Genomic DNA, 13,565 nt, shown 5'->3' on the forward strand with positions numbered 1-13,565 from the left:
TCTAAAACCTATTTTGGAACAACATTGGTGAGGCTCTCTGCCTCACCTTTTGTGATCAGGATGTCATCTTCCAGACGAACCCCGCCAAAGGACTTCCACTTTTCAGCCTCAGACCACTGGATGTGGTCCTTGTACTTTTCGCGGATTTCTTTGTCTTCGATAAAGGCGCGGGCGAAATAACACCCTGGTTCCACCGTGATCAGGTAATTTTCCTTTAATTCCAGATCCACACGCAGACGAGCTCCGTAATAGCGTTGTGGATTCACGTTTTCCGGATTGCCGGTGTCACGCACTTTCAAGCCCACCAAGTGGCCTACGCCGTGCGGATAGAACACAGAGATCGCGCCGGATTCCAAAGCCGCATCGACGGAACTTTTCCAAATGCCCCACTGCTGCAAACCTTCTGCTATTACGCGAGCGGACTTCATATGCACTTCACGCCATTGCACTCCGGGACGGCACATGGCCACAGAAGATTTGTAAGCTTCGTGAACCAGATCATAGACGTCTTTTTGTTGCTGCGTGAATTTGCCATCCACCGCGTACACACGAGTGATGTCGACACAATAATCCTCAACATCGGCACCGGCATCGACCAAAACCAATTCGCCAGAACCAACTTTCTTTTTTGTTGGTACTGCATGCAGGATCGCCGCATTTTCACCACTACCCACAATTGATCCATAAGGCATCTTGTCAGCGCCCGCCATCAACACGGCGTTTTCATAATGCAACTGCAGTTCACGCTCGGTGATTCCCGGTCTTAATGCATTTTGCAACGCCTGATAACCTTTATTGGCCATCGCAGCGATCTGACGAATCAACTGAACTTCGTGCGAATCCTTGCAACGACGAACCTGATCCAGCTTGATCGAAAGTTCGCGGGTTTCAGCTTCGAATGTTCGTTCTGAAGTCTGTCCCAGATGGAACACCCGCTTGTACGCCCCGCCCTGCAGTTTCTTTTGCAGATCCACCAGAGTGTGTTCGCACTCAAAGTTTCCTTCAGCGCCTTCCCAAACGATGTCCACGGGACTGAGTGGGCGTTGATGTTCAATCCAGCCTTCGCTCACAGAATAAGCCATGACACCTTCGTCACGGCGATGTCCGGTCAGCCAGAAATAAGAAGGATGAGGCAGGAAATCATATGTTTGATCCAAGCCACCTGGCTTTTGCACGGCCTCACCACTGTGAACCAGGACCAGATCCTGGGGACCTAACAGGCCTTTCCAGGCGTCGGCCACTTTCCCCTGACGGGTCTTATAAACACTTTCAGCAAACAACATAGCGACCACCTATAAAACAAAGGCAGCTCGGGGCTGCCTTCGTCGTTTGAATTTTCAATTTCTTAGTGACTTGATGCCAGTTCGACAACCCGGTTGAACACCAGCGCCCCTGGCTTGGAGTCCTTACTGTCCAGGCAGAAGTAACCCACACGTTCAAACTGGTAACGGTTTTCAAGTTTCGCATCCTTCAAACCTTTTTCCAGCTTCGCATTCTTGATCACCTTCAAAGAGTCCGGATTCAGGTTCACTTTAAAGTCCTGACCATCCGGAACATTCTCCGGATCCGCCACTTTGAACAGACGCCCGTACACACGCACTTCCGCATCCACACAATCCGTTGCAGAAACCCAGTGAACGATACCTTTCACTTTGCGGCCATCGGCTGTCGGCTTACCACCCAAAGTTACTGGATCGTATTCGCAACGCAGTTCAACCACTTTGCCGGAAGCATCTTTGATCACGTCCTTGCACTTGATCACATAAGCATTGCGCAGACGAACTTCCTTGCCCGGAGACAGACGGAAGTAATCGTCGGGCGGATTTTCCATGAAGTCTGCCGCATCGATGTACACTTCTTTGGTGAACGGCAAAGAACGGTTCCCCAACTCTGTGTTTTTCGGATGCACAGAAGTTTCAATCAGCTCTTTATGACCATCCGGCAGATTTTCGATCACAACCTTGATTGGATCCAAAACTGCCATCGCACGATGAGCTGTTTCATCCAGATGATCACGCACACAGCTTTCCAGGATATCGTATTCGATAATGCTTTCCGATTTCGCAACACCAATGCGTTTTGCAAAACGACGGATGGATTCCGGAGTGTAACCACGACGGCGAACACCGGAAATGGTTGGCATGCGCGGATCATCCCATCCGGAAACCAGCTTTTCTTTTACCAGTTGCAAAAGCTTGCGCTTGCTCATCACCAGGTACGTCATGTTCATGCGCGCAAACTCATACTGATGAGGTTCTGCCGGCACCGGAACATTCTGAACGCACCAGTCATAGAAAGGACGGTGATCCTGGAACTCCAAAGTACAGATGGAATGCGTGATGTGCTCCATCGCATCAGACAAGGGGTGAGCATAATCGTACATCGGATAGATGCACCACTTGTCACCCGTGCGGTGGTGATGCGCTTTGCGGATACGGTACAACAACGGATCACGCATGTTCATGTTCGGAGACTGCATGTCGATTTTCGCACGCAGAATGTGCTGACCTTCCTCAAATTCCCCAGCACGCATACGACGGAACAAATCCAGGTTCTCTTCAACAGAACGATTGCGGTAGGGAGAGTCCTTGCCCGGAGTCGTGAAGTCACCACGGTTCTTGCGCACTTCTTCTTCATTCTGGGAGTCAACATAGGCCTTGCCGTCTTTGATCAGCTGCTCAGCCCACTGATAGATCTGCTCGAAGTAATCAGACGCGTAATACAGGTGTTGGCCCCAGTCATAGCCCAGCCACTTGACGTCTTCCTGGATGGATTCAACGTATTCGGTTTCTTCCGTCTCAGGATTGGTGTCGTCAAAACGCAGATGGCAGCGACCCTGGTATTCCTGAGCCAGACCAAAATTCAAACAGATCGACTTGGCGTGCCCCAAGTGCAGGTATCCGTTCGGCTCTGGAGGGAAGCGTGTGACCACTTCGCCTTTGACTTTGCCAGTCTCAAGGTCTTTTTCGATGATTTGTTTCAGGAAATTAGGCGCATCTACAGGTGTTTTATTGGGCTTGCTCATAGTGTACCAGTACACTCCTCGCCCTGATTTCTGTCAAGTCTGGGAGGGCCTTATCTGGCTCTGAAAAAGCCGGAAAGACCCCCTGCTGCTATGCGCAAGTTAGCGCTTTTTTTGTCCCATGGATTTTGAGTATCCGGACTTGCCCTTGGCGTCTTTAAAACGTGTCGTGGAGCCGACCCGAGGCTTGCCCAAATGATCAGTCTTTTTCTCCAATGACGGTGGCTTATTGCCTTCCAAAGCCGCAATCAGACGACCATCACGTTCCGTGACCAGATTCACTACCAATCCCGAACGACCAGCCCGTGCAGTACGACCGGCCCGGTGCAGATAGTTTTCCATCTCTTTCGGCAGATGATAGTTGATCACGCGTGCGATATTGGACACATCCAAACCCCGCCCCGCCAGATCGGTGGCTACCAGCAGACTCACCTGACCGTCACGGAACTTCTTCAGATTCGTGCGACGCTCATTTTTGTCCATTTCTCCGCGATAGACCACGCAAGCATGGCCCTTGTCCGTCAATTCCTTGGCGATCTTGTCACATTGTTCACGGGTATTGGCAAAAACGATGGTGCCCCCGTCCACTTTCTGCGCCAGAACTTTTTCAAACAATGGCCAGCGTTTGCCGTCTTCCACCGTCAGATTTTTGGTTTTCAAAGTGGACACCACTTTACCGCTGTTCTTGCTGCGAATGACTTCGGCTTTCGCGAATAAATCATTCATCAGTTTTTCAACCGTTTTGGATACCGTGGCTGAAAACAGCGCCAGATTCACGTCTTCGGGGCAGCAATCAACAATGCGATTCGTGTCAGGCAAGAAACCCTGATCCAGCATTTGATCGGCTTCATCAAAAACCAGAAAGCGCACATCACGCAAACTGATCAGATCCTTGTTCAACATCTGCACCAGGCGGCCCGGAGTCGCCAACAGAACCTCAAAAGCGCCAGAGGTGTTACGACGGGCTTGCTCCAGGCTCATCCCGCCCAATGCCGGACGCACACGCAGTCTTGTATCGTGAGTCATGGACTTAAACACCTTGGCCACTTGTTCGCCCAGTTCACGGGAAGGCACCATGACAACAGCACGAGGTGCATTTTCTTCTTTTACCGGGTCGCCTGCGTCTTCCAAAGACTTTAGATAATTCAAAATCGGCAGCACGTACGCCAAAGTTTTGCCACTGCCCGTTTCAGAAACTCCGACCACGGCCTGATGACTCATGATCAACGGAATGGCCTGCTTTTGAATCTCAGTGGGCTTGGAAATTTTCAAAGTCTTGAGGGTTTTCAAAAGAGAAGGCAACAGCTCAAAATCAGCAAAGGTATTCATACGGGCTCCCGGATAATGCGAGGGCCCACTATAGCTTATTTCGCCCCGGAAGGACACCAGAATGGCAGAAGTCCCCCTGCCGCCCTTCCGGCACCCACCGATCCCCCGGCAATAAGGTCTGCCGGGAACCCGGCAGGGACTGGCTCAGCTCAAAATTAGCGCCTCTAGAGGCCCATTTCCCCTCGGCACGGCTGATGCTTTTATATTCAGGCATAACAATCAAACTGGAGTTAACAATGAAAAAATCCACCCTGCTTTCCCTGCTGATCCTGATGTCAAACACCGGCGCTATGGCGAATGTTCTTCATGTCACCACCGGCAAGGACTCGGTCCCGGGTTCTTTGCGATCTGTGGTTTCTGAAGCCCAATCCGGCGACACCATTGAAATCGATGAAAATGTGCCCCTGTTGACTTTGGACGAAGGCGAAATCGTGATTCAAAAAAATCTGACCCTGCAAGGGATGAATAAAACTTCCCGCCCCGTTGTCGATGCTCAGAACAAAAGCCGCATTTTCATGATCCACGGTTTGAATTTGAACGTGAACATTTCAAACATGAACTTCACCCATGGAAATTCCAACAAGGCCACCCTGACGAACTACCCTGCTGGCGGAGCGATCAACATCCTCAGTGAAGGCTCCAGAATTGGGATCACCAATGTGGACTTCTATGAAAACAACTCTATGTCTCATGGTGGTGCTATTGAAGCTACAGGCCCTGCGGCTCCACACTACAGCATGCTGACTTTGAATCATGTGAATTTCCACGACAACAGATCCTTGCATGGTGGTGCAGCTTTGTTCCACTGGGGCACTTCCGTAAAAGCCACTGACACCGTGTTTGAACACAACACTTCCTTAGAAGGCGATGGTGCTATCTGGTCCTCGACCGGTTGTCTGGATCTGAATCATGTATCGATCACTGAAAATCAAAGCCAGATCCAGAGTGGCATCAATTCATCTTCCTTCATGAAGCTGGTCGACGTATTGGTGGATCACAATACCTCTGTGGAAAATGCGGCGGCTGTCGAGGGCGGATTCATCCTGAAAATGCAAGACAGCCAGATCCAAAGCCTGGCAAAACCACTTTCTTTGCGCAGTGAAGGAAACAATGTGATCGGTGAATTCACGCCCTCCCGAAACAAACCGCTTTCTTCTGTCGTTTTCCATCCCAGTGATAAAGTGGGGAACACAGAAAAAGTCACAAGTCTTAACGTCAACGTACCCCACCAGCCAACCTACGGCCCATGTGTATGGGAGATGATGAATTAAACGCAACGCTGCCGGACTTCCCTGGCAACAATTTTTTATTTACCCTGAAACCCACGTTTCAACCAAGGAGCACTTATGAAATACAATTTTAAACCCGGCCCACGCAACAGCATCACCGACATCGACTCTATCCGTGTCGGCCAGGCTGAAGATCCCAACGTCTGGACCGGTGTTTCTGTGATGCTTCTGGATAACGGCGCCGTCGCCGGTGTTGATGTGCGTGGCGGAGCCCCTGGCACGCGCGACACTGATGCCTTGAATCCCAGCTGTCTGGTGGATCGCATTGATGCCATTGTTCTAAGTGGGGGCTCGGTATTTGGATTGGGAGCCTCTTCTGCCGTGACAGACATTCTGGCTTCACGTGGCATCGGCTTTCCGATCGGGCCGGCACGTGCACCGATTGTTCCCAGCGCAGTTCTGTTTGACCTGCTAAATGGCGGCGACAAAAACTGGGGCGACAAATCCCCTTACTGGGAACTGGGACGCACGGCTTTAAACAATGCTTCTTTGGATTTCAAACTGGGGAATGCCGGTGCTGGCTTTGGCGCTAAAGCCGGTCCGTTAAAAGGCGGCCTGGGCACAGCTTCTTCAGTTTCCGGTGATGGTCTGCAAATTGGTGCGTTGGTTGCCGTGAACTGCGTGGGAAGCCCGATCATGCCAGGTCAGTCCGCATTCTGGGCTTGGCCTTTTGAGCAAAACAACGAAATGGGTGGCCAGCCCATTCCAAGTTCTGCCATTGATTTTAATTCTGCTCAGGAAGCCTGGACGGGGTCACCTCTGGACAGTCTGATCCCCCGGGCGGGCGAAAACACCACCATTGGAGTTGTGGCGACCAATGCCCGTTTGACCAAGGCAGAAGCACAGCGCATTGCGATCATGGCCCAAGATGGCTATGCCCGATCCATTCGCCCGGTGCACACGCCGTTTGACGGCGACACCGTGTTTGCCGTTGCAACCGGCACTTGGGGGCTGGATATCGAAAACCGCGCGGATCTGGTGAATCGAATTGGCTTGGTGGCGGCTGACGTTCTGGCTCGCGCGGTGGCCCGCGGGGTCTATGAAGCCTCTGCCCTTGGCGCACTTCCCGCCTATAAGGAAGTCCACGGAAAGAATTTGCGCAAAAAATAAAAAAAGGCCCGTCACCACGACGGGCCTTTTTCATTTTTGCAATCTAGCGATAGATGCGGAACAAAGTACCACTCTCAGAAAGAATGATGAGGTACTTCATCATGATCTCTGCCGGATAGTTTGCGGCATCGTTGTATTTTGCCTGATACTCCACGATCAGCTCATAGCGCTGGTCACTGGTCATCGTTTTCACTTCACGAGTCAGTGCAGCTTCTGCCACGGTATAAGCCGATGCGCTCATATCCTGGTGAGTCGTTTTGAGGAAGTTGTCCGGTTTGCTTGTCGTCACAAGTTTATGGTACTTGTGGCCTTCAGCATCTGCCTGACGGAACGTCAGGTTTTTTGCCGCAAGCTCTTTGCGGTACTGATTCGGGATCAGTTTACCAACGCCCAATACGAACACTTCGTAAAGTTTACGGGCACGGCTGTCAGGCTTGTTGCCTTCCAGACGTTTTTGGAAGTCCGTCGCAATTTTGATCATGCCCTCACTGCCAATGTTATAGCAGGTCTGATCACTTTGCAGTGCCAGCAAAAATGCATTGAACGTTTCCATCGCCATATTTTTATAAGCAACATCCGCCGCACTTTCCGCACGAGCGGTATTGTGGCGCTCAGCGAAGAAATTCAGCAGCGTCACTGTGTATTCGGTGGAGGCAAACGCAGTTTTATCCGATTTCAGAACCGAGATAAACTCGTTCACATAGCGGTTGAATTCTTTCGTGGCATATTTTTCCTGGATGGACCCTGGGGCACTGACTTCAGCACGACCGGCCCAAACCTGAACCACTTCCAGATGTTCTTTCAGCGTGGCATCAATATTCTTTTTACAAGCCACTTCCTCGACACGCAGATTCAGTTTCGGAATTTCGCTGTTAGAGATGGCATTGATATCCAGGGCCGCTTTACCACCCATGGCTTCCGCCTGCACTTCGATCACAGAAATCGGCGCTGGACTATTCAAAAGCTCGGATGCCAAAGGCTGATCCGTGCTGGCAATGACAACATTGTTATACGCCTTGACCGGAATGCGATCACCCTTGTCAGTCACCAGTGTCACCGCAACGATTTTCACTTTACCTGCGCTGGGTTTTGCCTTCAGACTGGTCAGCGGAAGCGCTTTAACCAGATCCAGCTTATACGTACTGCCACCCGTCTGACGGGTAACATCGCCAATACGGCCAATACCTTCAAACGGCGGTTTGTTCTGAGTTTCATTAAACAAATCCGCACCATTGGTGTAGGCCGGGATTTGGACTTCCGCATGCGCAACGGCGGCAAACTGCAGCGCCAGAACCGAAGCAACTATTCGTTGAGACCAATAACGTTCCATTGAGATTCCTTTCTCTCGTTTTTTTGGAGTGTGACTTTAGCCCGAATTGAGATTCTGAATCGAGGCAGACGAAAGCACGACTAATAAAAAAGACAGCTGCATAAATGCATGGTGACGCAAACACACTTCACGGCGAGTGACAGTGTGTTGCGAGATGGAAATTAAGATCAATGACTAATGCTTGTCAGATGGACCGCTCAAATACTTCTGAAGCTTGTCAAAAGATTGGGACCAACCCTGAATACAGTCGGCCTGCAGTTCGTTGGGGATACCCTCTTGAGAAAGCTTAAATCCGCTGCGCTCTTTGCCGTGGGATTCAAACTCGAAAGTGATGTAACCTTTTTCCGGCCACTCCCCGGGCATATTGGCTTCTTTGGCGGATATCGGCTGCCCCCGTTCATTGGCAAACTGATCGGTCATGACGATGCGTTCGTTTTTGACGACCTCTTCAATTGATCCGGCCATGCCGCTGCCGCCCTGGTCGTACCCCTTCATGTTGATATAGTACCTGCCACCGTTGCGAAATTCCCATTCGACATGATCGGTATATATACCCTCCGGCCACCACCATTGTTTCAAGGCTTCAGGACTTGAGAAGGCGGCGAACAGTTTTTCCAATGGGACATCATACTGCCGATCGATCACCAGCAGCTTCGAGTGCGGAGATGAACCTTTGTGTTTGGCAGATTGTTGGCTGCCGCTTTTAATTGGCTCCATAAAAACTCCTTTTTTTGGGTTTAGCCCACCTTGAGTCTATAGGATCAAATTCGGTATTTAAGATTAATGGGTATTCAATGTTAAAAATGTACTTGCCTGTCTTTCAAAAAACATCATGACAAATCTATTCTATGCCGCCTTTTTAATAGGAGTACGGCCATTTGCGACCCAGTTCAAAAACTCGTTTAAGTCAGCTGATTTTCTCGAACCGGACTTTTCATATAAAGCTTTACTAAACAAACAGTAAAATCTGGATCTAGCCCGGGTAATGGATACATTTAGCCTTCTAGCATCCGCCAAAAAACTCAGATCTCCAGAAGAATTTGCAGATGTTCCAAACGACAGGAATATCGCTTCTCGCTCCTGTCCTTGAAATCGCTCGACCGTATCTACAAGCACTTTGGAGGCTTCTCCAACTCCCAATTTATCTTGAAGAGCAGCATTTATTTTACCTGCCTGTGCTCGGTAGGGGCATATGACTCCAACCGTTCTAAGATCTTCTTTGTTTCTCACCATCCGAGCAACCTTCTCTGCAATGAAATTAGCTTCGTCCTGCGAGACCTTGCCGTACGAATCAGAATCGAACCGCTTAGAAACCACTGCGCTGTCAGTAAAATACGTCGGACTGCAAGAGAAGTAGTCCCGATTCGCTACTGAAACATGTGGGCGTAACTTCCCTCGATAAAACTTTTCAGATGACCAACCCTGAATCTCTCTTCTCATTCGATATTGAGTTTCGAGCATTGGGGTATCTCTATTAACAAATAGAGAAAACAGGTTATCAAAAGGCAGGTTCGAATGTTCAGCGGTTAAAACCGGGGGCAACTGAAATTGATCACCAACCAAAACCAGTCTTTTTGTAATTCGCTGAATAAATGGCCAGAAGTAAACCGGCACCTGTCCCGCCTCATCAACGACCAATAAGTCAAACATCTGCGAGGAACCACCGAAAGCAAGTTTATGAAGAGTTGATCCTATTAACTTAGCTTCGCTTACATCCCCAAATGTGGGTGCCCTAAAACCGCCAAATTCCACATGACTGCGATAGAACTCTTTCCTAACCCTGTCCGAATTACCTACTCTAACCCAAGGATAAGGAAACTCGTCACCGACGATTTTACCAAGTAAATTGTCAACGGCTGAATGAGTAAAAGAAGTTACACACACACGCATGTTAGAACTTAAAGCCAAAGCAACAACTGCCTGCAGCAAATGAGTCTTTCCAGTGCCGGGAGGTCCCTGAATCGCCCCACTAAGATTATTACCAACCAGATCATGCAGAGCGCTCTTTTGTGTGTCATTAAGTTGATCGTAATGTACTTTGAATTCCGGTTCATCTACGGACAATACAAACTTTTCGGTGCCCAAAACCAAAGACTCAAAACTTGAAGGCAATCTTTGTATCTGGGAAATCAGAAAATTACTAAACACCTCGGTAGAACTCTTAAAAAGAAAAACCTCGATAGCCCGGTCATCATCAAGCGGTTTAACCCCACAAATGACAACTTCAATTTCCCCTGGAACTGGATATCTCACTGACTCCACCAACCAGCCATCACTGAAGCGTTCCGAAATATCTGAACCGTTTTTGTTAACTCTCAACTCAACTCTTTCTCCCGGTCTAAATCGAGAAAAAAAGGCACGTCCCGTTAACTTCCAACGTGCAACACCAAGCTTTGCATTCAGAACCAAAGGTCCAAGAGCATCACCACTATCACAGATATGACTTAGCGGAGACTCGGTCTCGTGCAAATACTGATGGTATTGAGCTCGCCTCTCAGCCTGTATCATTTTGATAAGCGGAGCTCGATCAAGTTTAGTATTAGGTTTCATCCGATAAACATTTCGGAGTTTTCATAAGAACCTTAATACCAAAGACGAGTTCCGGCTAAATTTCAGCCCACTCCACTGCATTCTGGCTGTCGATGAATGTGCGCATAAAGATAATTTTACCGTTACGGACAATAAAGCCATCGGCGATGTTGCCTTCGATCCAATCCGATCGGTCTTTCAAGCGTACGTGGACTTTGACGAAGACCACGTACTTGTCACCGGCATTCAGGATCTTTTCCGGCTTGCAGGTGCCTTCGGCCCAGGTGGCACGCGCAGTGGCGAAGTGCTTCATCATCGCATCGATGCCCTTGTAGGTTCCGGACATAGGAAAGCCTTCGGGCTCAATTCGTTCCACCTCGGGGTCAAAATACTGGCGAAGGGCGGGGATGTCGTCACTGTTAAGCAGTGCATAGACTTCGCGAACAATGGATTCGTCCGTCATTTTTTCTTTTCCTTTTTATACTTCGGGAAAAGAGACAAATACTTGCCATATCCTTTGGCTTCCATTTCTTCGACCGGGATAAAATTCAGCGCGGCAGAATTGATGCAATAGCGTTTGCCGCCCTTGTCCGCCGGGCCATCGTCAAATAAATGCCCCAGATGGGAATCGGCTTTTTTAGAACGCAGCTCGATGCGCTCCACCGACATTTCATAATCAGGTTTTGTTACCAATGAACCGTCATCAATAGGTTTGGTGAAGCTGGGCCAGCCGGTTCCTGAGTCGTATTTGTCTGTGGAGCTGAACAAAGGTTCGCCGCTGACAATATCAACATAGATGCCTTCCCTTTTATTGTTCCAATAAAGGTTGTCGAAAGGCTTTTCCGTAGCTGACTGCTGTGTGCATTGATACTGCATCGGCGTCAGCTTTTTCTTCAGCTCCGCATCCGAAGGTTTCTTGTAATCACTGGTCTTGGCCAACAGAACACCGGCAAATAGAAAACTGAGAATAAAAATCCCGAACCTCATAAGAGACTCCCTTATATTTGCATTTATTCTTTCATCTTCCTCTTATCCCCTGCCGTCATCAAGTCCAGCGAGGGGGGCCTCCATAAGATTCGTAGCCAAAGTCATTTTTCTGTTTTGACAACAGTTTTCCCTTTCCAGTGCCTCCTAACAGGTTCATACTGGCGACACTCCCATGGAGTGAGTCTTGTCATGAACACAAATTCTCTGAAATCCTGGCTTCCCACCGTCAGCATCAGTCTGGCTAGTTTTATCTTCGTGACCAGCGAATTTATCCCTGTTGGTTTGCTGCCAGAGATTTCGGCAGGGCTTGGTAAAAGCGAGGCCTTCACCGGCCTGTTGATGACCATCTATGCGTGGATTGTCGCGACGATGTCTTTGCCGATGACGGTGGTGAGTTCTCACTGGGATCGCCGTCGCCTGATGCTGATCCTGCTGGGCACGTTTGTCGTGGCAAACCTTGCCTCGGGCCTGGCGGCAAGTTTCGGTATGCTGCTGGTATGCCGGATCATCGTGGCCTTTGCTCACGCGGTGTTTTGGTCTATCGCAATTCCATTAGCAATTCGCCTGGGTCCTGCGGGGGGCCGCGCCAAAGCCCTTTCGATTATTGCGATGGGGGCTTCACTGGGTAATATCCTAGGGATCCCTTTTGGTACATTCCTGGGTCAAAGCTTTGGCTGGCGTATGGCTTTTTCCGTGATCGCCCTTGTGGCCTTCGTCATTTACATTATTCTGTGTCGTATGCTGCCCGCTTTACCAAGTCAGAGTGTGACCACATTTAAGAATGTGCCTTCGTTGTTCAAACGAAAATCCCTGGTGCTGGTTTACCTAATGACCGCGCTGACCGTCACTGGACACTTCACCGCGTTTACTTATATTAAACCGTTCCTGCTGGCCGTTGGTGGGATTTCAACTGATTTCGTTGTCGTGTTGCTGTTGGTCTTTGGCGCTTCCGGTATTTTTGGCAGCATTCTGGGCAGCAAGATAATCTACAAGCACCCGAAGAATTCGCTCTGGATTGCCTTGGGGATCGTCCTAGGAAGTTTGATGTTGATGGCGCTGGCTGTGCATTCGCAGATCTGGCTCATGCTGCTGGCATTTATCTGGGGCACGGCATTGACCGTCCTCTGCCTGATCTTCCAGTCTGCAGTTTTGAAGGAAGCTCCTGATGTGCAGGACGTGGCGATGTCGCTCTATTCCGGTATTTTCAATATTGGTATTGGCGGAGGCGCTTTGCTGGGCAGTATTTCATCCACGAACCATATTGGTTCCGTCGGCTATGTCGGGGCGGTTTTTGTCCTGGTGTCGCTGATTGTATCAACCCAGTTCCAGATTTCAGAGCTGAAGCAAACTGAAGGGGCTGTCGGCCACTAAGTCACAACCAAAAAAAAAAGCCCCGAACTCCGGGGCTTTTCTTTTTCAGCACTTAAACGTAAGAACCCAGTTCCTTGCTCATAAAACGCTTGCGCATTTTGATGGTGCTTTTTGTCTCCAAAACACCCAGTCTGCGTGCGATCAATTGTTTGCTGGACACTTTTTTCGTCAGAACTTCCGTGGAAGCAAACAGTTCTACACCGCTTTCCAGAGTTTCATAAAGTTCAAACACATCACAAGCCTTCAAGTATTCAGTGCGTACCGCCTGGCCTTCGAAGTTTGTGTAAGTGTACTGGCTGTATTCTTTGGCATCTTTTTCAGCCGCTTTCACCGCTGCATTTGCATTGGCGGCCTGGAACAACACCACACGCTCTTCAAGCAGTTCCGCGAAGGTCTGTTTACCTTTGGCGCTGGATTTACCCACAGCACGAGTTACATAAAGGGTCTTAACGGCGAACCATTTTTTATTTTTCATTACCAAATCCTATACATGAAGTGTTCAGAGCTGATCCCCAGCTCCCCGCAGAAACTATACTGAAAAGATTGAAGAAGCGTCAATAGAAAGGACCTTGGGGCCGAGGGATCGGGCCACGCCCAT

Annotated in this window: 12 protein-coding genes; 3 read left to right on the plus strand and 9 right to left on the minus strand. The window is 49.4% G+C overall.

Annotated elements, in window-relative coordinates:
• Nucleotides 1-8 precede the first annotated feature (8 nt).
• From ACNQKP_RS12630 to ACNQKP_RS12640, 3 genes are all read right to left on the minus strand, one after another.
• The gene (locus tag ACNQKP_RS12630; protein ID WP_417865034.1) at nucleotides 9-1,283 is read right to left on the minus strand and encodes an aminopeptidase P family protein; all 1,275 of its coding nucleotides are present in this window, start codon (nucleotides 1,281-1,283) and stop codon (nucleotides 9-11) included.
• 62 nt (nucleotides 1,284-1,345) lie between these two features.
• Complete coding sequence (locus ACNQKP_RS12635; protein ID WP_417865035.1) at nucleotides 1,346-3,025, minus strand: glutamine--tRNA ligase/YqeY domain fusion protein; 1,680 nt, start codon at nucleotides 3,023-3,025, stop codon at nucleotides 1,346-1,348.
• Nucleotides 3,026-3,124: 99 nt separating this feature from the next.
• On the minus strand, nucleotides 3,125-4,351 hold the full coding sequence (locus tag ACNQKP_RS12640) for a DEAD/DEAH box helicase (protein WP_417865036.1): 1,227 nt from the start codon (nucleotides 4,349-4,351) through the stop codon (nucleotides 3,125-3,127).
• A 236-nt stretch (nucleotides 4,352-4,587) separates the two neighbouring features.
• On the opposite strand from ACNQKP_RS12640, the gene ACNQKP_RS12645 reads away from it, so the two are divergent.
• Together ACNQKP_RS12645 and ACNQKP_RS12650 are read left to right on the plus strand one after the other, a co-directional pair.
• Entirely contained in the window at nucleotides 4,588-5,622 is a 1,035-nt protein-coding gene (locus ACNQKP_RS12645) for a hypothetical protein (RefSeq protein WP_417865037.1), read from the plus strand.
• A gap of 75 nt (nucleotides 5,623-5,697) precedes the next feature.
• Complete coding sequence (locus ACNQKP_RS12650) at nucleotides 5,698-6,750, plus strand: P1 family peptidase (RefSeq protein ID WP_417865038.1); 1,053 nt, start codon at nucleotides 5,698-5,700, stop codon at nucleotides 6,748-6,750.
• Nucleotides 6,751-6,793: 43 nt separating this feature from the next.
• On the opposite strand, the gene ACNQKP_RS12655 is transcribed toward ACNQKP_RS12650, so the two are convergent.
• The 5 genes from ACNQKP_RS12655 to msrB all read right to left on the minus strand — a co-directional run bounded on the left by ACNQKP_RS12655 (nucleotide 6,794) and on the right by msrB (nucleotide 11,596).
• Nucleotides 6,794-8,080, minus strand: coding sequence for a beta-sandwich domain-containing protein (locus ACNQKP_RS12655; protein ID WP_417865039.1), 1,287 nt, complete (start codon nucleotides 8,078-8,080; stop codon nucleotides 6,794-6,796).
• Nucleotides 8,081-8,254: 174 nt separating this feature from the next.
• On the minus strand, nucleotides 8,255-8,797 hold the full coding sequence (locus tag ACNQKP_RS12660; protein ID WP_417865040.1) for an SRPBCC family protein: 543 nt from the start codon (nucleotides 8,795-8,797) through the stop codon (nucleotides 8,255-8,257).
• Nucleotides 8,798-8,926: 129 nt separating this feature from the next.
• A complete protein-coding gene (locus ACNQKP_RS12665) occupies nucleotides 8,927-10,630 on the minus strand; it encodes a DEAD/DEAH box helicase (protein WP_417865041.1) in 1,704 nt (567 codons plus the stop codon).
• 55 nt (nucleotides 10,631-10,685) lie between these two features.
• Nucleotides 10,686-11,072: a nuclear transport factor 2 family protein gene (locus ACNQKP_RS12670; protein ID WP_417865042.1), complete on the minus strand. Its 387-nt coding sequence runs from the start codon at nucleotides 11,070-11,072 to the stop codon at nucleotides 10,686-10,688.
• Nucleotides 11,069-11,596 (minus strand): peptide-methionine (R)-S-oxide reductase MsrB, encoded by a 528-nt coding sequence (gene msrB, locus ACNQKP_RS12675; protein WP_417865043.1) that lies wholly within the window; start codon nucleotides 11,594-11,596, stop codon nucleotides 11,069-11,071. The genes ACNQKP_RS12670 and msrB overlap by 4 nt, the downstream gene beginning before the upstream one ends.
• A gap of 189 nt (nucleotides 11,597-11,785) precedes the next feature.
• On the opposite strand from msrB, the gene ACNQKP_RS12680 reads away from it, so the two are divergent.
• The gene (locus ACNQKP_RS12680) at nucleotides 11,786-12,967 is read left to right on the plus strand and encodes a sugar transporter (protein ID WP_417865044.1); all 1,182 of its coding nucleotides are present in this window, start codon (nucleotides 11,786-11,788) and stop codon (nucleotides 12,965-12,967) included.
• Between the two features lie 52 nt (nucleotides 12,968-13,019).
• Here the strand turns inward: ACNQKP_RS12680 and ACNQKP_RS12685 are convergent, their stop codons facing one another.
• Nucleotides 13,020-13,442: a DUF4288 domain-containing protein gene (locus ACNQKP_RS12685; protein ID WP_417865046.1), complete on the minus strand. Its 423-nt coding sequence runs from the start codon at nucleotides 13,440-13,442 to the stop codon at nucleotides 13,020-13,022.
• Between the last annotated feature and the right edge of the window lie 123 nt (nucleotides 13,443-13,565).

This window comes from Bdellovibrio bacteriovorus (assembly GCF_048286975.1).
Taxonomy (GTDB): domain Bacteria; phylum Bdellovibrionota; class Bdellovibrionia; order Bdellovibrionales; family Bdellovibrionaceae; genus Bdellovibrio; species Bdellovibrio bacteriovorus_H.

What these genes read in the sequence shown, in the direction of transcription:
- ACNQKP_RS12630 (WP_417865034.1), bottom strand. Translation starts at nt 1,283, where the DNA reads ATGTTGTTTGCTGAAAGTGTTTATAAGACCCGTCAGGGGAAAGTGGCC.
- ACNQKP_RS12635 (WP_417865035.1), bottom strand. Translation starts at nt 3,025, where the DNA reads ATGAGCAAGCCCAATAAAACACCTGTAGATGCGCCTAATTTCCTGAAA.
- ACNQKP_RS12640 (WP_417865036.1), bottom strand. Translation starts at nt 4,351, where the DNA reads ATGAATACCTTTGCTGATTTTGAGCTGTTGCCTTCTCTTTTGAAAACC.
- ACNQKP_RS12645 (WP_417865037.1), top strand. Translation starts at nt 4,588, where the DNA reads ATGAAAAAATCCACCCTGCTTTCCCTGCTGATCCTGATGTCAAACACC.
- ACNQKP_RS12650 (WP_417865038.1), top strand. Translation starts at nt 5,698, where the DNA reads ATGAAATACAATTTTAAACCCGGCCCACGCAACAGCATCACCGACATC.
- ACNQKP_RS12655 (WP_417865039.1), bottom strand. Translation starts at nt 8,080, where the DNA reads ATGGAACGTTATTGGTCTCAACGAATAGTTGCTTCGGTTCTGGCGCTG.
- ACNQKP_RS12660 (WP_417865040.1), bottom strand. Translation starts at nt 8,797, where the DNA reads ATGGAGCCAATTAAAAGCGGCAGCCAACAATCTGCCAAACACAAAGGT.
- ACNQKP_RS12665 (WP_417865041.1), bottom strand. Translation starts at nt 10,630, where the DNA reads ATGAAACCTAATACTAAACTTGATCGAGCTCCGCTTATCAAAATGATA.
- ACNQKP_RS12670 (WP_417865042.1), bottom strand. Translation starts at nt 11,072, where the DNA reads ATGACGGACGAATCCATTGTTCGCGAAGTCTATGCACTGCTTAACAGT.
- msrB (WP_417865043.1), bottom strand. Translation starts at nt 11,596, where the DNA reads ATGAGGTTCGGGATTTTTATTCTCAGTTTTCTATTTGCCGGTGTTCTG.
- ACNQKP_RS12680 (WP_417865044.1), top strand. Translation starts at nt 11,786, where the DNA reads ATGAACACAAATTCTCTGAAATCCTGGCTTCCCACCGTCAGCATCAGT.
- ACNQKP_RS12685 (WP_417865046.1), bottom strand. Translation starts at nt 13,442, where the DNA reads ATGAAAAATAAAAAATGGTTCGCCGTTAAGACCCTTTATGTAACTCGT.